Origin of the sequence: Synechococcus sp. W55.2 (genome assembly GCF_047461635.1) — a bacterium.
Classification (GTDB): domain Bacteria; phylum Cyanobacteriota; class Cyanobacteriia; order Thermostichales; family Thermostichaceae; genus Thermostichus.
Window position 1 is genome coordinate 1 of record NZ_JANSHM010000018.1, and the last position, 20,160, is coordinate 20,160.

Genomic DNA, 20,160 nt, shown 5'->3' on the forward strand with positions numbered 1-20,160 from the left:
CTGGTAGTAATCCGTACTGAACATATTATACATTATTTTCAGTATAGTTGAGCTTATTATTGACTAGAGTCATGCTCCGTCCCGCTTACGCGAACGGCAGGGGCTGCCTGGGCTGGTCAGCGGGGTTGTGCTGCTCTTGCTGGGGTTGCCCGCGTTGGCCCAGCCTGTTCCAACTTTTCCAGGACTCTTGACGATGCAAGCCCAGACCCACTCCACCTATCGCACCGGGTTTCAGCGCTGGCGGGCGGGAGAAGCTCAGGGGTTTCAGGACTGGTCAACCCAAGGGATCTGCCTGAACGCCCGAGGGCAATTGATCTTGGATCCAGAGGGTTTGCGGCAAGAAGTCAGCCTTGAAGAGCCTGAGGTGGCGCTAAGGACTCCATCCCGCTTACGCGATCGGGGGCGCCCTTTCTATCCCCTTGGCCCCTACTGGGTGGGAGAAGCCACCAGCCCAGCAGTCCTCACCAGCTTCCCTATGGTCGGGGCAATCGCTTCCTGGAATGCCACCACGCCCCCCGGTACCTGGTTGGAACTGTGGATTCGGGCCAAGCTTTCAGACCGCTGGACAAAGTGGTATCACGGCGGGGTATGGGCTGCGGATCCCTTGACTCTGGCCAGCCACTCAGTGCAAGGACAAGGGGATGAGGATGGCAACCTGTACACGGACTTGCTGGTGCTCAAGGATACCCTCAACGGAGCAGAAGCCTTCCAGGTCAGGGTGCGCCTGTTCACGCAAGAGCCAGGCCGTTCTGCCGTTGTGGATCAGGTGGCAGTTGCCATTTCCAACGAGCCGGTCAGGCCCAGCCGCCTATCCCCTGGGGATCCCAGCCGCTGGGGCAAAATCTTGGATCTGCCTTGGTGCTCCCAGATGGTGTACCCCGATGGGGGAGAGGTCTGGTGTAGCCCCACCTCTTTGGCGATGGTGATGGCCTACTGGAAGCGGGATCCCCGCCCCTGTGAGCTGCTGGTGCGCGCAGCGGTGGCCGGTGTGTACGACCGGGTCTACGACGGCCATGGCAACTGGGCTTTCAACGTCGCCCATGCTGCCGAGCAAGGTTTGTCCGGCGTGGTGGCGCGGCTGGAGAGCTTGGCCCAAGCAGAAGCCTGGATCGCGGCAGGGGTTCCGGTGGTCCTCAGCTATGCTTGGGGTGAGGGAGAACTGGAAGGGGCGCCGATCCCCAAAAGCAAGGGTCATTTGGCGGTGCTGGTGGGGTTTGCTCGCGGCAGCGGTGCGGAGCAGTTTAGCCATGGGGATCCCATCCTCCACGATCCGGCAGCCAAAACCAACGAAGAGGTTCGCCGTACCTACCGCCGCGAACAGCTGGAGTCCTTGTGGCTGGAGCACTCCGGGGGTACCGTCTACTTGATTCATCCGCGAGAATGGCCTGTCCCCACTCTATAGCCGAACCGGGCGAACGCGGGCAGCATCGACTTACAGCGCTACCGCTATGGCCTGGATGATTTCCTGGCCGCTGAAACTGCTATCTGGTCTTTCGGTGGGGATTTGAGTAAGGATAGATGGAGTGAGGAGTGCGACTCACCTGCGGGTGAGGATGGTTGGTCATGAATAGGAATGCGGTTCAGGGGCCAAGGCATTGGTCGAGGTGGCTCCTGCGGCAGAGAGGGTGCTGGGCAATTCTCGCCGGTTTGTACGCTGATGAAGGTAAGCGTGGGGGTTTGGGTTTCCGCCATTTCCCAGTTTGTGGGAGGGGATGAGCTGCATCATGCCACGACGGGCTTCCCTGACACCGCTACCTTGGCCTGCGCTGAGTGCCTTGGTGCTGGCTCTCTCGGGCTGTGGCGAGCTTTCTTCTTCTAGTCTGTCTCCCAGCGTTGTTCCCCCTGCGGCCCTACAGCCGGTTTTAACTCCAACTCCTCTCCCTCCCTCCCCGCTTTCTCTGACTTTCGAGCAAGCCCGCCAGTCCGGCTTGTCGGTGCCCAGCAACCGCATTGTTCTGCTGCTTCAGGAACAGGGATCCGATCTGGTGGCCCAGCTACCGGCCTCAGAGGTGGATCGCTGGCTGGCCCGCACCCCCACCTGGCCGGGGGTGGAAGGGATCGACCTGAGCATTACCCTGGGCACCTATCGCCAAACCGCCACTGCCCCTCTGCGCCCGGGGCAACCGGCCACTTTCACCTTCACCAATCCTCCCGCCGGGGAAGCGGAGCTCAGCGCCATCGCCTATCGGGGATCCACCACTCTGGCGCAGGGGAAGGGATCCCTGACCCTTTCTGCCCGCTCTGGGAGTTCTGGCGGTGCTAACCGTCCTCCCCAAGACACAGAGCGCCAGCGCCGCCTTTCTATGTTGGTGCTCTCTGAGGTGGGGGTACCGCTGCTGCACACCAGCTCGGCAGCGCCCACCCTTGGCCAGCCGTTGCTGCTCTCAGGGGAAAATTTGGAGCGGGTGGAAACAGTTCTCTTTGCTGCAGCAGCCAATCCCGAGCGCATCCTGAGGGGGGAAATTCGCTCCCGCAGCGGTGACCGTTTGGTGGTGATGCCGCCTTCTTCTCTTTCCGGCTCAGTTTGGGTTGCCGTTGCGGATGCTTCCGGGCAAGGGTTGGGCACTCTGGTCTACGATTGGCCTGCCGCTACTCCTTCCCCCAGCCCCTCTCCCACCCCCACTGCTCCGGCAGCATCGGCCTGGGTGGTGGAAACTTTGCTGGATGGCCGCACCTCGCCCGCGGCAGATCCTGTCGGCAACGCCCCTGATAACACCGGCACTGAGTCCAGGATCTACCTGCAGCAAATCAGCGGCATTGCTGTGGATCCTGAAGGAGCCTTCTATTTAGCCGATAGAGCCCAGCACCGCATCTTCCGGCTGTCTCCAGAGGGGGAATTGGAAGTTTGGGCCGGCACAGGCCAAGCAGGCCGCCGCGACGGAGCAGCCAATCAAGCTCAGTTTGACTCCCCACAGGGGCTGCTCTGGGATCCCAAGGGGGGATTGTGGGTGGCCGACAGCGGCAACCATTGCCTGCGCTATATCAACCTGCAACGACAGGTGAGCACCTTTGCCGGCACTTGTATAGCCGGATACCGAGATGGGGGGCTTGACCGAGCTCAGTTCCGGGAGCCATCTGGGCTGGCTTTGGGTTCAGATGGCAGCCTCTACGTTGCCGACCGCGCCAATCGCCGCATCCGCCGCATCACCCCTGCAGGTGAAGTGACCACGGTTGCCGGCACCGGCCAGCCGGGATCCGTCGATGGCCCAGCAGAACAGGCCCAGCTCCTGCAGCCCACGGCTCTGGCGGTGGATAAGGAGGGGAACCTCTGGATTGCCGATGGACATCGCCTGCGCCGGCTCTCTGCTGGCGGACGAGTGACCACCCTCTCCGGGGCAGAGCCAGGCTATCGGGATGGCCCCCTGGCAGAGGCCCGTTTTCAAACCCTGGGGGGGCTGGCCTTCGATGCGGCAGGCAACCTCTGGGTGGCCGACCGAGATAACCATCGCATTCGTCGTCTTCAGCCTGGGGGACAAGTTTCCACCTTGGCCGGACAGAATCAGCGCGGTTGGCAGGATGGCCCCACCTCGGCAGCCCGGTTTGAGCAGCCTGCCGGCTTGGTAGTCTTAGCGGATGGCAGTGTGGTGGTGGTGGATGCCGGCTTGCCGGGCTTGCGTCGCATAAGCCGCGTTGCTTCTGGGCCTGTCACCCCAACCCCTGGGGGATCTCTGTAGGCTCTTGACAGGCCGCCGTCTCTCAGGTTTCACAGGGATCCCCATCTACTCAATCACCACACTCTTCGGGCCGGCGTTCACCTCTGGGCGACCCTGATTGAAGTTGGCCAGGAAGGTGTCTGGATCTTTGAGGCTGAAGACCAGCTTTTTGCAGGGCACTTGCAGCCCCACCGGCCCCAGCAACGGAATAAAAAGAGGCTTTTCCTGCACCAGTGGAATGGCAATTACCCCTTGGGTGCTGGTGACCGGGCCAACGATCCCCTGAAAATCGGTGCGCACGCCCACCCCGTAGTACCAGGGCCAGGGAAAGCGCTCCCCTCGCCCCAACTCGCTCAAGGAGAACGTCTCGTTGAACAGGCTGCCCGCCCGCACAATGAGCTTGTCTTGCAGCAGATCGACATAGGCCGCCTCGCTGCTCACCCCAAACAGAGCCAGCTGCAAACTGGCTAGGGGATTGGAGTCGATGGCCATGTAATAACGCATGAGAAGTCTCCGAGTTCACAGATGGGTGACCAGGTGAGCCGCGGCCCCTAGCCTTGCCAATTATAAAAAATCTTCCCCGTTGCCAGACTGACCAAAAGGGATCCCATCTGCCCATTAGCTAACCGAGTATGATGGGTTGCTTGGAGCGTCCTTTGAGGACTCCGTCCCGCTAACGCGAACAGCAAGCCACTGGCCAGCGAGGAAAACAGGATGGATCTGCGAGCCCTCATTCGCTTGGTGCCCGATTTTCCCAGACCCGGCATCCTCTTTCGGGATATGACCCCCCTGCTGCAGGATCCGGCAGGCTTCCGGGCGGCTATTGAACAGTTGGCCGCCGGCACCACCGGCATGGGATCCCTAGATTATGTGGTCGGCATCGAGTCGCGGGGGTTCATTTTAGGGGCTGCTTTGGCACAACACCTGGGCTTGGGCTTTGTCCCGGTTCGCAAGCCAGGCAAACTGCCGCCGCCGGTGCTCAGCCAGACTTACAGCCTGGAATACGGCCAAGACCAGCTCCAACTGCACGCCCACGCCCTGCGGCCTGGAGAGCGGGTGTTGATCGTGGATGATGTCATTGCCACCGGGGGTACAGCCGCTGCCACCGCCCAATTGGTGGCCCAGAGCGGCGCTGAGGTGGGGGGATTTGCCTTCTTAATCGAGCTGGCCTTTTTGTCCGGCTGCAAGGCTCTTCCCCCTGGGATCCCTGCCCATGTGGTGATGGTAGAGGAAGGCAACTGAGTTCCTCAAGTAAGGTGCACCGACTGTTGGACGAGGATCCCTGGTGTTTTGGGCAAAGGTTGGCTCAAGCGGCTGATCTGAGCCTGCGCCTGCAGTTGTTCGTCAATCCAGTCCGCCAGTTCCCGCATGTAAAGCGCCACATGGATCGCCTGGTCGCGCTGTGCTGGCTCCACACCTTTTTCCGCCAGGCGGGCCAGAATTACGGGATCGCTCAGCTCCTCCAGGGCGGCAAAGTCTTCCGGTTGGTCGAACCCCAGCTCTGCCATTTTCTCGAACACATACCCCAGCCGCAGGCCGGTGGCCTCGCACTGCCCCTCCAGTTGCCAGGGATCCCTCAAGGCCAGGGCAACAGTTCGGTAGGCGGTTTGGGCGATGGAGCGCCAGGTGCCGCGGTGGATGCGCAGGCTGAGTTGCTGCCGAGCCCAGCCCAGGGCTTCTCGCACCAACAGGCCGCAATTGCAGCGGGTGCTGTCCCGCCAGCAGTACTCCCAGTCCCAGAAGCCCCAGTGTTGGGATTGGATACGATCCGCGGTGCGGCGCAGGAGAGCTGCCAACTCAGGTGTGGGGCGCATGAGGCAACACAGAGCTAAACAAAAAACAACAAAACAAAAAACAACAAATATAGAGCGCCTCCAGTCTAGGCAGGCGAGCGATGGAGAACAAGCCCAGCTCAATCTTCTTTACATTCCTGGTCGCAACAGCATTGCGGAGCAACATATTCCTGTTCGGGCCTGTCCTCCGAGGGCAAAGCTCGTTGCCGTTGCCAAGCCCCCCAAGCCACCCCTGCCAACACCAGCGAGGCCCCGCCCAGGTAGGTGCCCCCTGCTGGCAAGCCCGCCAAGGCCAAGGCCAGGGATCCCCCCCAGAGGGTCATGGCGTAGATGAGCAGCACTGAATGCCGATGGGATAGGCCGGCTTTGAGCAGACGGTGGTGCAGGTGGCCTTTGTCGGGATGGAAAGGCGACTTCCCCCTGGCCAGCCGCTTGAGGATTACGGTGGACATATCCAGGATCGGCACCGCCAAGATAAAGAAAGGCAGAGCCACTGCCAGCGTGGTCACCCCCTTGGCCACCCCGATCACCCCGATCCCAGCCAGGGTAAAGCCCAAAAAATAGGCCCCCCCGTCCCCCATGAAGATCTGCGCTGGGTTGAAGTTGTAGCGCAAAAAGCCTAGGCAAGCCCCCGCCAAGGCCGCCGCCAGCATGGCCGCCGCCGGTCGATCCAGCAGCAGGGTTACGATCAGCATCACCACTGCCGCGATTCCCGACACCCCTGCCGCCAGCCCATCCAGCCCGTCCATGAAGTTGATGGCGTTGGCCATCCCCACCAGCCAGAACAGGGTAATCAGCAGGCTCAACCACACCGGAAAGGGCCAGATCCCTCTCCCGGGCAGACTGATGAACTCAATGCGCACCCCTACTCCCCAAGCGGCAGCAGCCACGCCGAATTGCATCAACAAGCGGGAAAAAGGCGACAGGTGAAACAGGTCGTCCGCCAGGCCAATCAAAAAAAACAAAACCCCACCGATCGTCACCCCCCAAATCTCGTACTCCTGCTCGGTGCGCAAGCCCCCAAAAGCTCCGGCTCCCCAGAGCAACAGCAGGGCCACCAAGTTGCCAAAAAAGATGGAAACCCCCCCCAGGCGCACCATCGGTTGCTGGTGGATCTTGCGCTCGTCGGGAAAGTCCAACTGGCCACTGCGGATCCCGACCGCCTTCACCACCGGGGTTGCCCACAGAACCACACAGGCAGCAGCCAGAAAGGCAACCAAGTAGGGCATAGCAAGCCGTGGCGAGGATTGCGGTTATCCCAAGTGGGGGTAGAGGGGGAAACGACGACAGAGCTGAGCCACCCGCTGGCGACACTCTTCCAATACAGCAGGCTCCTCAGGCTGAAACAGACAATCGGCGATGATCTCCCCAATTTCTTCAAATTCTACTGGCCCCAAGCCGCGGGTGGTCAAGGCTGGGGATCCCAGACGCAGGCCGCTAGCTACAAAGGGCGGCTGTGGGTCGAAGGGAATGGTGTTCTTATTGGCGGTGATGTGGATCTCCCCCATCAGCCGATCCGCCCGTTTGCCCGTCATTACCGGATCCGCCGCCCCAGTTTTTTCCAGCACCGCCGAAACCGAGCGCAGATCCAGCAACATCAGGTGATTGTCGGTGCCCCCGGAAACCAGTCGAATGCCTCGCCGTTGCAGGGATCCCGCCAGGGCTTGGGCATTGGCGATAACTTGGGCCGAGTACTGGGCAAAGCTGGGCTGCAGGGCTTCTCCAAAGGCCACCGCCTTGCCAGCAATAACATGCTCCAGCGGCCCCCCCTGGCTGCCGGGGAACACTGCCTTATCCAGCTTTTTGCCCAATTCTGGGTCGCGGGTGAGAATGAGTCCCCCGCGCGGCCCTCGCAGCGTCTTGTGGGTAGTGGTGGTCACCACATCGCAGAGGGGCACGGGGTTGGGGTGATGTCCAGTGGCCACCAAGCCGGCAATGTGGGCAATGTCGGCCAGAAGATAGGCCCCCACCTCGTCGGCAATGGCGCGGAAAGCGGCAAAGTCAATTGTCCGCGAATAGGCAGAGTAGCCGCAGATGATCAGCTTGGGCCGGTGCTGCAGGGCCAGATCCCGCACTTGGTCAAAATCAATCCGCTCCGTCTGCGGATGCACCCCGTAGTGCACCACGCGGAACCACTTGCCGGAGACGTTTACCGGGGAGCCGTGGGTAAGGTGGCCGCCGTGGGCCAGATCCATGCCCATAATTGTGTCTCCTGGCTGCAGCAGGGCCAGGAAAACGGCGAAATTGGCCTGCGCCCCCGAGTGGGGCTGCACATTGGCGTGGGCTGCCCCGAAGAGTTGCTTAGCCCGGTCAATGGCCAGTTGTTCAATCTCGTCAATAAACTCGCAGCCGCCGTAGTAGCGCTTGCCCGGCAGCCCTTCTGCATACTTGTTGGTGAGCACCGAGCCCTGGGCTACCAAGACGGCAGGAGAGGTGAAGTTCTCGCTGGCAATCATCTCCAGGTGATCCCGCTGCCGGTTGAGCTCTTCCTGGATCAGGCGGTAAACAACGGGATCCGTTTCCGCCAGGATGGCCAAGCTATCCCGTGGGGTGGTCAGACTTTGTGGAGCAGCTACCATGATGACGCCAAGACCGAACTTCGCAGGAGAAATGGGCAAGAACTGCTTCGCCGTCGCGACGGCGTTGCGGAGCAACATCGTAGCATGACCCGCAAACCAGCAGCGCAGGCCCCGGCCTTTCTGCCTGGGGTAAAACCCCAAAACTGAGAAAGAATCCCTTGCTTTAGGGGTGGGGAGAATGTCAATCGATCCAAGCAGAGGATCTGGGAGCCACGGTCAAGCGGGATGGGCAAGGGCTGCTTTGTAAAGAATGTTGAGCTTTTCTTCTCGGTGTCAAGGCTACCCCTCAAGCTACGGTAGAGTGAGGGGGCTAACTTTTGTGCAATTCCACTGTTAGGGAGTTGGTTATGACGGACGCACAAGTTTTCACCATCCTGGCGATTGCCTTGGTGCCGGCAGTGATGGCTCTGCTTTTGGGATCCGCCCTGGCCCGCAGCTAAAGCTCCTGCATCTCCCAAAAAGTGCCTCTGGATCCCTTCGGCCTGCCCCGTCACGACAGTGTTGCGGAGTAATAAGGCAGGCTTTTTTCTTTATCAAGGAATGGAAGGTGTGGCTTGCGCTGCTGCACTCCTTCGGTTGTCCTGCCGTTGTTGGCTAAAGTTGGATTGATAAGGAGCACTCCCGGCAGCCAAGCAACTTGAGCCAGGTGGATCTACAGCGGCTTCAGCGCGCCCTTTCCCTAGAAGCAGAGGTGGGGTTTACCGACCTGCGGGGGCGAGAGCAGACCTTCTCCCAATTCTTGGGGAGTGTGTTCGGACAGGATCCCCCCTCTGACTGGGCGCTGAGTGGAGATGACCGGCGGCGATGGAAAGAACTGGGATCCCGCTATACCCTGTATTCCGAGCTGGAGCTGCCCGAACGCCAGCACCTGGTGGCCGAAACCCGCCGCTGGCTGGAGCGAGTCCGACGTCAGCAAGAGCTGTCCCGACCGAGTTCCCACCAACCTGGCTCGTTTGCAGCCTCGTTGCCACAGCGCTCTGGTTTCCCTGCCGTAGGCGTAGCAACAACCCCCCCAGAGGCAGGGCGGAGCACGATTTCCCCATCTCTCCCCGCCGGCCTCAGCCTGGAGCAGCCGCTGCAGTTTCTCAAAGGCATTGGTCCCAAGTCAGCGGAGAAACTGGCACAACTGGGCCTACACAGCGTGCGGGATGCCCTCTACTACTTCCCCCGCGACTACCTGGACTATTCCCGGCGGGTGCTCATCCGCCAAGCCAAGGTGGGGGAGACCGTTACCCTTGTAGGGACGGTGAAAAGTTGCAGTTGCTTTACCAGCCCTAAGAATCCCTCGCTGACCATCTTCAACCTAAAGATTGCCGACAAAAGTGGTGTAATTACCCTCAGCCGCTTCTACAGCGGGCGGCAGTTTGCCCAGCGCAGTTGGCAAGCTTCCCTGGAGCGGCAATACCCCAAGGGGGCCCTGGTGGCTGCCAGCGGCCTGGTCAAAAAGGGCCGGTTGGGCCTAACGCTGGATAACCCGCAACTGGAGGTCCTGGGGGGAGAGGGCGAGGAGCTGGACAGGCTGGGCAAGATCTTGCCAGTTTACCCTCTCTCAGAAGGGATCCCCGCCGATCTGGTGCGCAAGGCGGTGCAACTGGCTTTGCCGGCGGCGGCCTTGGTGGAGGATCCCTTGCCGGCGGATCTCAAGCGGCAGTTGCAGCTTTTGGACTTGCCTGTTGCCCTGCAGCAGATCCACTTTCCTGAGACCCGAGAGCTGCTGGCCCAGGCCCGGCGGCGGCTGGTGTTCGATGAGTTTTTCTACCTACAACTAAGCCTATTGCAGCGGCGACACCGCTATCGTGCCCAAGCTCAGGCCATACCTCGTTACCAGCCGGCTAGAGGGGAGCTGTTGGATCGCTTCTACCAAATCCTGCCCTTTCAGCTTACCGCTGCCCAGCAGCGGGCCATCGACGAGATCCTAGCGGATCTGCGGGATCCCTTGCCCATGAACCGCCTGCTCCAAGGGGATGTGGGATCCGGCAAAACCGTGGTGGCGGTGGCGGCTTTGCTGGCAGCCATTCAATCCGGCTGGCAAACGGCCCTGATGGCTCCCACCGAGGTCTTGGCCGAGCAACACTACCGCAAGTTGGTGGAATGGCTAAGCCAGCTGCAGGTGCCCGTCGAACTGTTGACTGGATCCACGCCCCCTGCTAAGCGCCGGGAGATCCTGCGGCAGTTGCAGACCGGGGAATTGCCCTTGGTGGTGGGCACCCATGCTCTCATCCAGCCGGCAGTGCAGTTTCGCAACCTGGGCTTGGTGGTCATCGACGAGCAGCACCGCTTTGGCGTGGAGCAGCGGGCCGCTCTGCAACAGAAAGGGGATCACCCCGATGTTCTCACTATGACCGCCACCCCCATCCCCCGCACCCTCACCCTGGCCCTGCATGGGGATCTGGATGTTACCCAAATTGACGAGCTGCCGCCGGGGCGCAAGCCCGTGCACACCCTGGTGGCCCGGCCAGGGGATCGCCTGCAGGTGATGCGGCTTATCGAGCGGGAAATTGCCCAAGGGCGGCAGGCCTACGTGGTGCTGCCGTTGATTGAAGAGTCGGAGAAGCTGGATCTCAAATCTGCCATCGAGGAACACCAGCGTCTGCAGGAAAAGGTCTTCCCCCAATTTCGGGTGGGCCTGCTGCACGGGCGCTTGACCAGTAGCGAGAAGGAAGCTGTCATTGCGGCCTTTCGCCGGCGGGAGCTGGATATTCTGGTCTCTACCACGGTGGTGGAGGTGGGGGTAGATGTGCCCAATGCCTCGGTGATGCTGGTGGAGCATGCGGAGCGCTTTGGGCTCTCCCAACTGCACCAACTGCGGGGGCGGGTAGGACGGGGATCCGACCAAGCCTATTGCATCTTGATGACGGGATCCAAAGGAGAAGATGCTCTGCGGCGGCTGAAGGTGCTGGAGCAATCCCACGACGGGTTTTTCATTGCCGAGATGGATCTGCGCTTCCGGGGGCCGGGGGAAGTGATGGGTACCCGCCAGTCGGGGCTGCCGGATTTTGCCCTGGCCAGCCTCATGGACGATCAAGAGGTGCTGCACCTGGCCCGCCAAGCGGCAGAACAGCTCCTGGCCCTTGACCCCGACTTGAAGCGGTGGCCCCCCTTAAGCCGCATACTGGAAGAGCGGCAGGCCCGTCTCCTGGGCCCTGGGCTGCTGACCTAATGGCTATAGGCGATGTATACCCTCGAAGACTTAAAGGCCCACGGCCTTTCCCCAGACGAATACCAGAAGATCCAGCAGCAGCTGGGACGGGATCCCAACCCCACGGAGCTGGCCATGTTTGGGGTGATGTGGTCGGAGCACTGCTGCTACAAGAACTCCCGCCCTCTGCTGAAAAACTTTCCCACCACCGGAGAGCGGGTGGTGGTGGGGCCGGGGGAAAATGCCGGGGTGGTGGATTTGGGGGAGGGGGATTGGCTGGCTTTTAAGATCGAGTCCCACAACCATCCTTCAGCGGTGGAGCCCTTTCAGGGGGCGGCCACAGGTGTGGGAGGGATCCTGCGGGATATCTTTACCCTGGGCGCCCGTCCCATTGCCCTGCTTAACTCGCTGCGCTTTGGGCCGCTAACAGATCCCCGCAACCGCCGCCTCATGGCCAGGGTGGTGGAAGGGATCGCCCACTACGGCAACTGTGTCGGGGTACCCACAGTGGGGGGAGAAGTGGCGGTGGATCCCTGCTACAGCGGCAATCCCTTGGTCAACGTCATGGCCCTGGGGCTGCTGGAGACCCCTACGGTTGTCAAATCTGCAGCCCAAGGGGTGGGAAATCCCGTTTTGTATGTAGGCTCCACTACAGGGCGGGATGGGATCCGCGGGGCCAGCTTTGCCAGCGCCGTTCGCGTCAGCGGGACGGAGTCCTCACTTGGGGAGCACTCCCAACGGGATCTGCCGGCGGTGCAGGTGGGGGATCCCTTCCTGGGCAAATGTCTCATCGAGGCCTGTCTGGAGGCCTTTGCCACAGGAGCTGTGGTGGCTGCCCAGGATATGGGGGCAGCCGGGATCACCTGCTCCACCGCGGAGATGGCCGCCAAGGGAGGGGTGGGGATCCGCTTTGACCTCGACCGAGTGCCGGCGCGGGAAAGCGGCATGGCTGCCTGGGAATACCTGCTCTCGGAATCCCAGGAGCGGATGCTGCTGGTGGTGCAAAAAGGCCGCGAGGCGGAGGTGATGGAGATCTTCCACCGCTGGGGTTTGCAAGCTAGTGTGGCCGGGGAAGTCATTGCCGAGCCGCTGGTGGAGATCTGGCACCAGGGATCCTGCGTGGTGCAGGTGCCGGCGCGGGCTTTGGCCGAAGACACCCCCGTCTATGTCCGTCCGGTGTTGCCAGAGCCGCCAGCCTACGTGCAGGCAGCGTGGCAATGGGATCCCGCCACTCTACCCCCTTGTGATTGCCAGGGGATCCACCTCGCTCAGGCAACGCTGGCATGGAAAGAGGTGCTGCTGCAGCTTTTGGCCAGCCCCACCCTGGCCAGCAAAGCCTGGATCTATCGCCAATACGACCACCAGGTGCAAAACAACACCGTCCTTTGGCCGGGCCAGGGAGATGCGGCGGTTATCCGCATCCGTTCCCAAAAGTTTGGCGTGGGCGAGGTGCCGCCCCTGCGAGCTTCCCGCAAGGCCATCGCTGCCACCCTGGATGGCAATGGCCGCTGGGTGTATTTGGATCCCTACGAGGGGGCCAAGGCAGCCGTGGCGGAAGCTGCCCGCAACCTCACCTGTGTGGGGGCCGATCCCCTAGCTGTTACCGATAACCTTAACTTTGGCAATCCCGAAAACCCGGTGGTGTACTGGCAGCTGGCCCTGGCCTGTCGGGGGATTGGAGATGCCTGCCGTGCCCTCGGTACGCCGGTAACGGGGGGAAACGTTTCTCTCTACAACGAGACCCTCACCCCCCAGGGATCGCAGGCTATCTACCCTACCCCTGTCATTGGCATGGTGGGTCTTATTCCCGACTTGAAATGCATCTGTGGCCAGGGGTGGCAGCAAGAAGGGGATCTCATTTACCTCCTGGGATCCCAGGCCCTCACCAGCTTGGGGGGCAGCGAGTATTTGGCGGTCATCCACCAGCAAGTTACGGGCCGGCCCGCGCCAGTGGATCTGGAATTGGAAAAGCGGGTGCAAGCTGCCTGTCGCCATGGAATCCGCCAGGGCTGGGTGCGCTCTGCCCACGACTGCAGCGAGGGGGGATTGGCTGTGGCTTTGGCAGAAGCCTGTTTGAGCGGAGGCCGCGGCGCAACCCTCTCCCTGGCTCCTGGATCCTTGCGCTGGGATCAGGCCCTGTTTGGCGAGGGATCCAGCCGCATCCTGGTTTCTGTGGATCCGGCCCAGCGCTCTGCTTGGGAAGCCTACTTAGAAGCGCAGCTTGCCGGCCAGTGGCAGCTTTTGGGAGAGGTGGGATCCCCTGCGGATCCCCTGCTCTTAAGGACGGCAGAAGAGGATCCCTTACTGGTGGTGTCTTTGGCAGCCATGCAGGCCGCCTACCACGGTGCCTTTTCGGACTAGCTGAGCCTCGGTTGGGAAACCGTTTTCTGCGCCCAGCTCCCTTCTCCCTTGGGGAGAGGGGCCAGAGGTTGGAGAGGACAACATCCTTAGGGGGATTTTTCCTCACACAAATTGGCCTGGATCACCTCTCGATATTGGGATTTGGGCTTAACGCCCACCAACTGGGCCACCAGCGTCTTGTTTTTGAAAAATTGCACCGTCGGGGTGCCCGCCACCCCCCCTGCCTCTGCAATCTCCGGATCTTTCTCAATATCGATCTCCACCACGTGCAGCTTGTCCGAGAACTCATCGATGATCTTGTTCAAGATCGGCTTGAGGGCATGACAAGGGGCACAGGTGGGGGCGGTGTACTTGACCATGAGCAGGCGGTCGCTTTCGTGGTAGAGTCGCCGCAGGGCATAGCTCCCCTCATGGCAAGTCTTGCTGAAGTCTAAGTCATCCTGTCCATTTTCCTCAAAGCTGGCCTCCTCAACAGCAGGATCCCCAGCAGACTCTGCCGCAGAAGTCGCAGCAGGGCTGGGTTCAGGATGGCTTTGGGGAAGGACGTGATACTCCTGGGCCAAGCCGTGTTCCGAGAGCCAGCGCTCTGCCAACATGGCCGCCATACAGCCGGTGCCGGCAGCGGTAATCGCCTGACGAAACTCGTGATCCTGCACGTCGCCGGCGGCAAACACCCCCTCCACACTGGTGGCCACGGATCCCGGGCGGGTGACGATGTAGCCGACTTCATCCAGTTCCAGTTGTCCTTTGAACAAGTCGGTGTTGGGCTTGTGGCCAATGGCATAAAATAGGCCACCCACTGACATCTCGCGTGTTTCGCCGGTTTGGTTGTTCCGCACTTTCACCCCGGTCAGACGCAGACCATCCCCCACCACTTCCACCGCTTCGCTGTGCCAGTGCACGGTAATCTTGGGATTGTTGAGAACACGATCCTGCATGGCCTTGCTGGCCCGCATTTTGTCGCTGCGCACCAGCATGTGCACGTGGGATCCAAACTTGGTCAGGTAGGTGGCCTCCTCACAGGCAGTATCGCCGCCGCCGATCACCACCAATTCCACCCCTCTGAACATGGGCATAGCCCCATCGCAGACAGCACAAGCTGACATGCCCCGGTTCCAGTAGGTCTCCTCCCCCGGCAGGTGTAGGCGCTTGGCTGTGGCCCCGGTGGCGATGATCAGGCTGTGGGTGCGCAATTCCCGCTCGTCAGAACGGACGACAAAAGGCCGCTGGCTTAAATCCACAAAGGTGACATCTTCGGTGTAAAGTTCTGCCCCCCACCGCTGCGCTTGAGCCCGCATGTTCTTCATCAGTTGGGGGCCGGTGATGCCCTCGGGAAAGCCCGGAAAGTTCTCCACCTCGGTGGTGGTCATCAGTTGCCCGCCCGGGATCCCGCCCGCCTGGAACCCCTCAAACACAACCGGCTTCAGGTTGGCACGCCCAGCGTAAATGGCTGCTGTAAACCCAGCAGGGCCGGAGCCGATAATCACCACATTCTCAACCCGACTTTGCTCTGTCATCCGATGTCTCTCCTTCTGCAATGGGAATAAAAGCCAAACTCATAACGACTACGCTTTAGCTTAACACCCCTTGGCGAACCGGTCGAGGCCGAGGCCTATTAGCCTCATTTTCGCTCGCCTCAGGCCATTGGGGCCTTTTTTGCCCATCCCATAGGGTTATCTCTGCCCAGAGGTTGGCAGGGTGGCGGCCATTGCCCAAGTTTTGGATCCCCAACACCCAATCCCGGTTGACCCAAGCCAGAAGGAAAAGAGGTGTCTGAGATGGCCAGCAATTTGGTCTTGGTCAGAAAGCGGAGCTCAAATGAATTTTGTATCAGAAACTACAAAATACCCGTGTTGGCCTTTCTAGGATGAGTGAGCGTTTTTGGCCTGTCTGGGTCGAAGCGTGGGGATCACCTGCTGGGATCCCATTTGTTTCAGCCACAGTTCCCCCAGTCTTAACCGCAACCCAATCAGGAGAGAGTAATGGCATCCACGCCCCAAGAAGTGCTTCAGATGATCCAGGACAACAACGTCCAGATAGTGGATCTCAAGTTTGTGGATATCTTTGGCACCTGGCAGCATGTTTCCTTCCACACCTCGATGATCAAGGAAGAAACCTTCACCGAGGGGCTTCCCTTTGACGGATCCAGTATCCGGGGCTGGAAAGCGATCAACGAGTCGGACATGTACATGGTGCCGGATCCCAAAACGGCTTGGATCGATCCCTTTCTGGAGGTGCCCACCCTCAGCATAACTTGCAGCATTGTTGAGCCGCGCACTGGCCAGCCCTATAGCCGCTGTCCCCGCAGCCTTGCCGCCCGTGCCGTTGCATATCTGCAATCGACGGGCATTGCCGATACGGCTTACTTCGGGCCGGAAGCGGAGTTTTTCATTTTTGAGGATGTTCGCTTCGACCAAACCCAAAACTCGGCCTACTACTTCGTGGATTCCATCGAAGGTCGCTGGAACTCGGGCCGCGAGGAGAAAGGTGGCAACCTGGGCTACAAGCCTCGCTACAAAGAGGGCTATTTCCCGGCCCCGCCCACCGATGCCCATCAAAACATCCGCACCGAGATGCTGCTGACCATGGGCAAGTTGGGGGTGCCCATCGAGAAGCATCACCACGAGGTGGCTACCGGCGGGCAAGGGGAGTTGGGCTATCGCTTTGCCGATCTGATCACGGCTGCCGACTACATGATGGTTTACAAATACGTGATCCGGAACGTGGCCCGCAAGCACGGCAAAACCGTCACCTTCATGCCCAAGCCCCTATTTAACGACAACGGCACTGGCATGCACACCCACCAGTCCCTCTGGAAGGATGGCCAGCCCCTGTTCTACAGCGAAGGCACCTATGCCAACCTGAGCGAGACAGCTCTCTACTACATCGGTGGCCTGCTCAAGCATGCCCCGGCAATCCTGGCCTTCACCAACCCCACCACCAACTCCTACAAGCGCTTGGTGCCCGGCTTCGAGGCGCCGGTGAACCTGGCTTACTCCCAGGGCAACCGTTCCGCTGCCATTCGCATTCCGGTGACCGGCAACAATCCCAAGGCCAAGCGTCTGGAGTTCCGCTGCCCGGATGCCACCTGCAACCCCTACATCGCCTTTTCGGCCATGCTGATGGCTGGCCTGGACGGGATCAAGAATAAGATCCATCCCGGCGAGCCCTTGGACAAAGATATCTACGATCTGGAGCCGGAAGAGCTGGCCAAGATCCCTTCCACGCCTGGATCCCTGCTGGATGCCCTGGAAAACCTGCAGAAGGATCATGCCTTCTTGCTAGAGGGCGGTGTCTTTACTGAGGATCTGATCCAGACCTATATCGAGTACAAGATCGACAACGAGATCAACCCCATGAATCTGCGGCCTCACCCCTACGAGTTCGCCCTCTATTTCGACGCCTAGACGGTGTGGCCGATTCTGCAGCGGGATCCCTGATGGGATCCCGTTTTTTTCCGAGGAAATAGCACCCCTCAATTGTGGATCCCTTAGGCAACTTAGCTACTTTTGGTCAACAGCACCTCGTGCCAGCGTTGAAGCGTCCTGTGCCGTCCATCGACCTGAGGAAGCTCAACCCAGAAACCAAAAGGGGATCCCCAGCCGGGATCCCTTCTCGCTGAGCTCATGCCAGAGCATCAACAGTTACGGGCAGATCAGCTCATGCTGACACGGCTACGGTCGTAGTTGAGCCGAAAGGTGGGATGCACTTTTCCTTGGATGCGGTTCCAGAAGTTGCGCACGTTGACATGCAGGCCAATCTGCTCTGTACCGCGGAGCAGCATGGATTGCTGGCGAATCCGAATCAAGCGTTGATGGCTCATCATCAAGCGGCGAGACAGCTCATCCAAGACATGAGAACGGCCATTGGCAGCCACCGGGGCAGATGCCTCTGCCGTCTGAACGGGTTGAGCCGGCCCTTCGGCCGCCTTGAGATGATGAGCAACACCCCGATAGAGCAGGTCAAGGTTGGTGGGCAAAACCACCGGCTTGCTCAGGTGGCGGAACCGCCAGTCCAGCCCCCGGTAACGACCCCCCACTTTGCCGGGAGAAACCGCTGCAGTTGCAGAAGAGGGGGTGTAATCGACGCCACGGTAAAAGAGTGCCATGATCTTCGCCTCCAATGAGTTGAGTTTTCATCCGTTCGCCTTCTCCTGAGAGACAAGAGAAGCCACACGGTTACCAGAAGAGTTGAGGCGCGTTCCTTCGGGATATCTCCCTACTTCCGTCCTCTGGCCGTGATGTCGCTCTACCTACATTAACGAGCCGCCCAGCACGCGAGAGGATGAACGATTTCTATCTACATTCTGTATTATAAGCTACGGTTTTGAGGTATTGCCAGCAAGTTTTAACAAAAATTTCCACTGAGTTTCTGGCCAGCTTCCTCTAATCGGGACTAGTCAGCCGGGATCCCTGGGGGAAGTAAGGTGCAGGGCTTGGGGCCAGGTTCTCCACTCTGTCCGAGATGCCAGAGGAAGCATTATCGTGGAAGAATCCTCAGGATTGGCTACAAAAGTTCACATTCCTTGGTGGGTGCCCTGTGCAGGAAGACTTTCGTCTGATTTTGGACATTGTGACGGTATTGGCGGCAGCGGCAGCAGGTGGATTCTTGGCTTCGCTGCTGAGGCAGCCGGTGTTGCTCGGCTACTTACTGGCCGGGATCTTGGTGGGGCCAACCGGGTTGGGGTGGATCAAAGAGTTGGTTCAGGTGGAAACCTTGGCCCAGTTTGGGGTGACCTTTTTGCTGTTCACCTTGGGGGTGGAGTTTTCCCTGAAAGAATTGCGCAAAGTGCGGGGGATCGCCGTTGGCGGAGGCATTTTGCAAATTGGCCTGACGATTTTGATCACGGCGGTGCTGGCGGTGGTCAGCGGCTGGTTGACGCCGGTGCAAGGGATCTTTTTGGGGGCCGTGCTCTCCTTGTCCTCGACTGCCGTGGTGCTGAAAAGTCTCACTGAGACCAACCAAATGGGCACTCCCCAAGCCCAGGCCATGCTGGGGATCCTGATTGTGCAGGACTTGGCGGTGGGGCTGATGCTGGCGGTGTTGCCGGCTTTGGACTCTCCCCTGCCGGAGCTGGCGGGATCCCTGGTCAAGTCGGTAGCGGAAATTGGCCTGGTGGGGCTGGGGGCAGTGGTGAGTGGCATTTGGCTCGTTCCGGCCTTCTTGCGGCTTTTGGCTCAGCAGGAGAGCAAAGAGGTGTTTTTGCTGGGGGTGATCAGCCTCTGCGTGGGGATTGCCCTGTTGACGGAGCGGCTGGGCATTTCCAGCGAGATTGGGGCTTTCATTGCCGGTCTGATGATCTCGGAGGTGGAGTACGCCGACCAAACCCTGGACTATGTAGAGCCTTTGCGAGATGTGTTTGCTGCTCTCTTTTTTGCGGCCATCGGCATGCTCATCGATCCCAGCTTTATCCTCGGCCATCTGTTGCTGATCCTGGGGCTGGTGGGTCTGGTGATGGTGGGCAAGTTTTGCATCGTGGCTCCCTTGGCGCGGCTGTTTGGTTACACTCTGCCGGCAGCGGTGGTGGTGGGGCTGGGCCTATCGCAAATCGGCGAATTCTCCTTTGTGCTGGCCAGCGAGGGGCAGGCTTTGGGATTGGTGTCGCGGCAGATCTATTTGTTGATTGTCAGCACCACAGCCGTTACCCTTCTGCTCACTCCCTTTCTGCTGAGGGGCGCTCCTCGACTGTTTTCCGGGCTACACGGGATCCCCTTCTTGGCCCGCTGGTTGGAATCGGGCGAGCGGCCCCGCGCTTTGGCCCCCGATGCTCCTCAACAGGGGCACGTGGTGGTGTGCGGCTATGGGCAGGTGGGGCAAGACATTGTACGCATTCTCGAAGCCCGTCGTCACCCCCTCTTGGTCATTGATCAATCGGAACGGGTGATCCAACACCTGCGTTCCCGTGGGATCCCTTACCTCTACGGAAATGCGGCCAGCCCGTTGGTGCTGGAGAAAGCTTGCCTGCCCCAGGCCCGCGCCCTGGTTATTGCTCTGCCGGATCGCATGAGCATCCGCCTCTGCCTGAAACGAGCTCTGGAGTTGGCGCCGCAATTGGATGTGGTGGTGCGAGCTACCGACAAGGAAGACATCGAACAGCTCTATCAGTTGGGGGCCAGAGAAGTCGTCCACCCCGAATTTGAGGCCAGCCTGGGGCTGTGCAGCCATGTGTTGCTGGAGTTGGGAGAACCCCCAGACATCATTCAGCAGGAGATCCTGGCCATTCGCAGCAGCCACTACCGCGATCTGCGCCCTCTCCACCCCAGTTGTCTGATCCCCGCGCCTGTCAGTTGGCTGACACCGCCGGCCCCACCTCCCTCTCCCCCCCTCCCCGCCAATGCCAACGGCAGCCAAGACAGCCACCCACCTGAGTCTGTGCTGGCCTGGTGGGAACGCTGGCAGCGGCCTGTTCAACCCGAATGGGCAGGGATCCCTGGCTCTGCCGAGTAGAGATTTGCACCTCAATCTTCGTAGTATCCTGCAAACTGGAGGTGTGGCCACTGCAAGTTGCAAGCCTCGGGACAGTTCCCCCGCTGCCTTTGCGGATGGAGACGCTGGGAGGTTTTCCAGAGGCAACGGAAAGGGTCCTCGGCGTTGCTCGGCACTCTGGGGGGAGGGGTGCCCCATCTGTTTCTGGC

At 60.4% G+C, this 20,160-nt stretch carries 14 protein-coding genes and 1 riboswitch; of the genes, 8 read left to right on the top strand and 6 right to left on the bottom strand.

Annotation, left to right across the window (positions count from 1 at the left end):
* The first annotated feature begins 193 nt into the window (after positions 1-193).
* Both NW828_RS05515 and NW828_RS05520 read left to right on the top strand, forming a co-directional pair.
* Positions 194-1,402: a peptidase C39 family protein gene (locus NW828_RS05515; RefSeq protein ID WP_414382267.1), complete on the top strand. Its 1,209-nt coding sequence runs from the start codon at positions 194-196 to the stop codon at positions 1,400-1,402.
* Between the two features lie 322 nt (positions 1,403-1,724).
* Positions 1,725-3,674: an NHL repeat-containing protein gene (locus NW828_RS05520; protein ID WP_414382269.1), complete on the top strand. Its 1,950-nt coding sequence runs from the start codon at positions 1,725-1,727 to the stop codon at positions 3,672-3,674.
* Positions 3,675-3,719: 45 nt separating this feature from the next.
* Here NW828_RS05520 and NW828_RS05525 read toward each other — a convergent pair whose 3' ends face one another.
* Positions 3,720-4,157: a hypothetical protein gene (locus NW828_RS05525; RefSeq protein WP_414382272.1), complete on the bottom strand. Its 438-nt coding sequence runs from the start codon at positions 4,155-4,157 to the stop codon at positions 3,720-3,722.
* A gap of 210 nt (positions 4,158-4,367) precedes the next feature.
* Here NW828_RS05525 and NW828_RS05530 point away from each other — a divergent pair, with 210 nt between their 5' ends.
* The gene (locus tag NW828_RS05530) at positions 4,368-4,895 is read left to right on the top strand and encodes an adenine phosphoribosyltransferase (protein ID WP_011434353.1); all 528 of its coding nucleotides are present in this window, start codon (positions 4,368-4,370) and stop codon (positions 4,893-4,895) included.
* A 5-nt stretch (positions 4,896-4,900) separates the two neighbouring features.
* On the opposite strand, the gene NW828_RS05535 is transcribed toward NW828_RS05530, so the two are convergent.
* The 3 genes from NW828_RS05535 to glyA all read right to left on the bottom strand — a co-directional run bounded on the left by NW828_RS05535 (position 4,901) and on the right by glyA (position 8,025).
* Positions 4,901-5,467, bottom strand: coding sequence for a hypothetical protein (locus tag NW828_RS05535; protein WP_414382275.1), 567 nt, complete (start codon positions 5,465-5,467; stop codon positions 4,901-4,903).
* A gap of 98 nt (positions 5,468-5,565) precedes the next feature.
* Positions 5,566-6,675: a glycosyltransferase family 4 protein gene (locus NW828_RS05540; protein ID WP_414349946.1), complete on the bottom strand. Its 1,110-nt coding sequence runs from the start codon at positions 6,673-6,675 to the stop codon at positions 5,566-5,568.
* Between the two features lie 24 nt (positions 6,676-6,699).
* The gene (glyA, locus tag NW828_RS05545; RefSeq protein ID WP_414382318.1) at positions 6,700-8,025 is read right to left on the bottom strand and encodes a serine hydroxymethyltransferase; all 1,326 of its coding nucleotides are present in this window, start codon (positions 8,023-8,025) and stop codon (positions 6,700-6,702) included.
* Between the two features lie 347 nt (positions 8,026-8,372).
* Between glyA and psaM the strand changes: the two genes are divergently transcribed.
* The 3 genes from psaM to purL all read left to right on the top strand — a co-directional run bounded on the left by psaM (position 8,373) and on the right by purL (position 13,525).
* A complete protein-coding gene (gene psaM / locus NW828_RS05550) occupies positions 8,373-8,465 on the top strand; it encodes a photosystem I reaction center subunit XII (protein ID WP_011434349.1) in 93 nt (30 codons plus the stop codon).
* A gap of 206 nt (positions 8,466-8,671) precedes the next feature.
* Positions 8,672-11,185, top strand: coding sequence for an ATP-dependent DNA helicase RecG (gene recG, locus NW828_RS05555; protein WP_414382321.1), 2,514 nt, complete (start codon positions 8,672-8,674; stop codon positions 11,183-11,185).
* 12 nt (positions 11,186-11,197) lie between these two features.
* Positions 11,198-13,525, top strand: a complete 2,328-nt coding sequence (gene purL / locus NW828_RS05560) for a phosphoribosylformylglycinamidine synthase subunit PurL (protein WP_414382278.1) — start codon at positions 11,198-11,200, stop codon at positions 13,523-13,525.
* Between the two features lie 86 nt (positions 13,526-13,611).
* Here the strand turns inward: purL and trxB are convergent, their stop codons facing one another.
* Positions 13,612-15,042: a thioredoxin-disulfide reductase gene (gene trxB, locus NW828_RS05565; protein ID WP_414382281.1), complete on the bottom strand. Its 1,431-nt coding sequence runs from the start codon at positions 15,040-15,042 to the stop codon at positions 13,612-13,614.
* A gap of 465 nt (positions 15,043-15,507) precedes the next feature.
* Between trxB and glnA the strand changes: the two genes are divergently transcribed.
* Positions 15,508-16,932: a type I glutamate--ammonia ligase gene (gene glnA, locus NW828_RS05570; protein ID WP_414382284.1), complete on the top strand. Its 1,425-nt coding sequence runs from the start codon at positions 15,508-15,510 to the stop codon at positions 16,930-16,932.
* Between the two features lie 248 nt (positions 16,933-17,180).
* Here the strand turns inward: glnA and NW828_RS05575 are convergent, their stop codons facing one another.
* A complete protein-coding gene (locus NW828_RS05575; RefSeq protein WP_011434342.1) occupies positions 17,181-17,633 on the bottom strand; it encodes a DUF4278 domain-containing protein in 453 nt (150 codons plus the stop codon).
* 86 nt (positions 17,634-17,719) lie between these two features.
* A riboswitch (Glutamine riboswitch) is annotated at positions 17,720-17,818 on the bottom strand.
* A 246-nt stretch (positions 17,819-18,064) separates the two neighbouring features.
* On the opposite strand from NW828_RS05575, the gene NW828_RS05580 reads away from it, so the two are divergent.
* On the top strand, positions 18,065-19,972 hold the full coding sequence (locus tag NW828_RS05580) for a cation:proton antiporter (RefSeq protein WP_414382287.1): 1,908 nt from the start codon (positions 18,065-18,067) through the stop codon (positions 19,970-19,972).
* Positions 19,973-20,160: the final 188 nt, after the last annotated feature.

Bases quoted from the DNA above. Each gene is read 5' to 3' on its own strand.
- NW828_RS05515 (WP_414382267.1), top strand. From the start codon at position 194: ATGCAAGCCCAGACCCACTCCACCTATCGCACCGGGTTTCAGCGCTGG.
- NW828_RS05520 (WP_414382269.1), top strand. From the start codon at position 1,725: ATGCCACGACGGGCTTCCCTGACACCGCTACCTTGGCCTGCGCTGAGT.
- NW828_RS05525 (WP_414382272.1), bottom strand. From the start codon at position 4,157: ATGCGTTATTACATGGCCATCGACTCCAATCCCCTAGCCAGTTTGCAG.
- NW828_RS05530 (WP_011434353.1), top strand. From the start codon at position 4,368: ATGGATCTGCGAGCCCTCATTCGCTTGGTGCCCGATTTTCCCAGACCC.
- NW828_RS05535 (WP_414382275.1), bottom strand. From the start codon at position 5,467: ATGCGCCCCACACCTGAGTTGGCAGCTCTCCTGCGCCGCACCGCGGAT.
- NW828_RS05540 (WP_414349946.1), bottom strand. From the start codon at position 6,675: ATGCCCTACTTGGTTGCCTTTCTGGCTGCTGCCTGTGTGGTTCTGTGG.
- glyA (WP_414382318.1), bottom strand. From the start codon at position 8,025: ATGGTAGCTGCTCCACAAAGTCTGACCACCCCACGGGATAGCTTGGCC.
- psaM (WP_011434349.1), top strand. From the start codon at position 8,373: ATGACGGACGCACAAGTTTTCACCATCCTGGCGATTGCCTTGGTGCCG.
- purL (WP_414382278.1), top strand. From the start codon at position 11,198: ATGTATACCCTCGAAGACTTAAAGGCCCACGGCCTTTCCCCAGACGAA.
- trxB (WP_414382281.1), bottom strand. From the start codon at position 15,042: ATGACAGAGCAAAGTCGGGTTGAGAATGTGGTGATTATCGGCTCCGGC.
- glnA (WP_414382284.1), top strand. From the start codon at position 15,508: ATGGCATCCACGCCCCAAGAAGTGCTTCAGATGATCCAGGACAACAAC.
- NW828_RS05575 (WP_011434342.1), bottom strand. From the start codon at position 17,633: ATGGCACTCTTTTACCGTGGCGTCGATTACACCCCCTCTTCTGCAACT.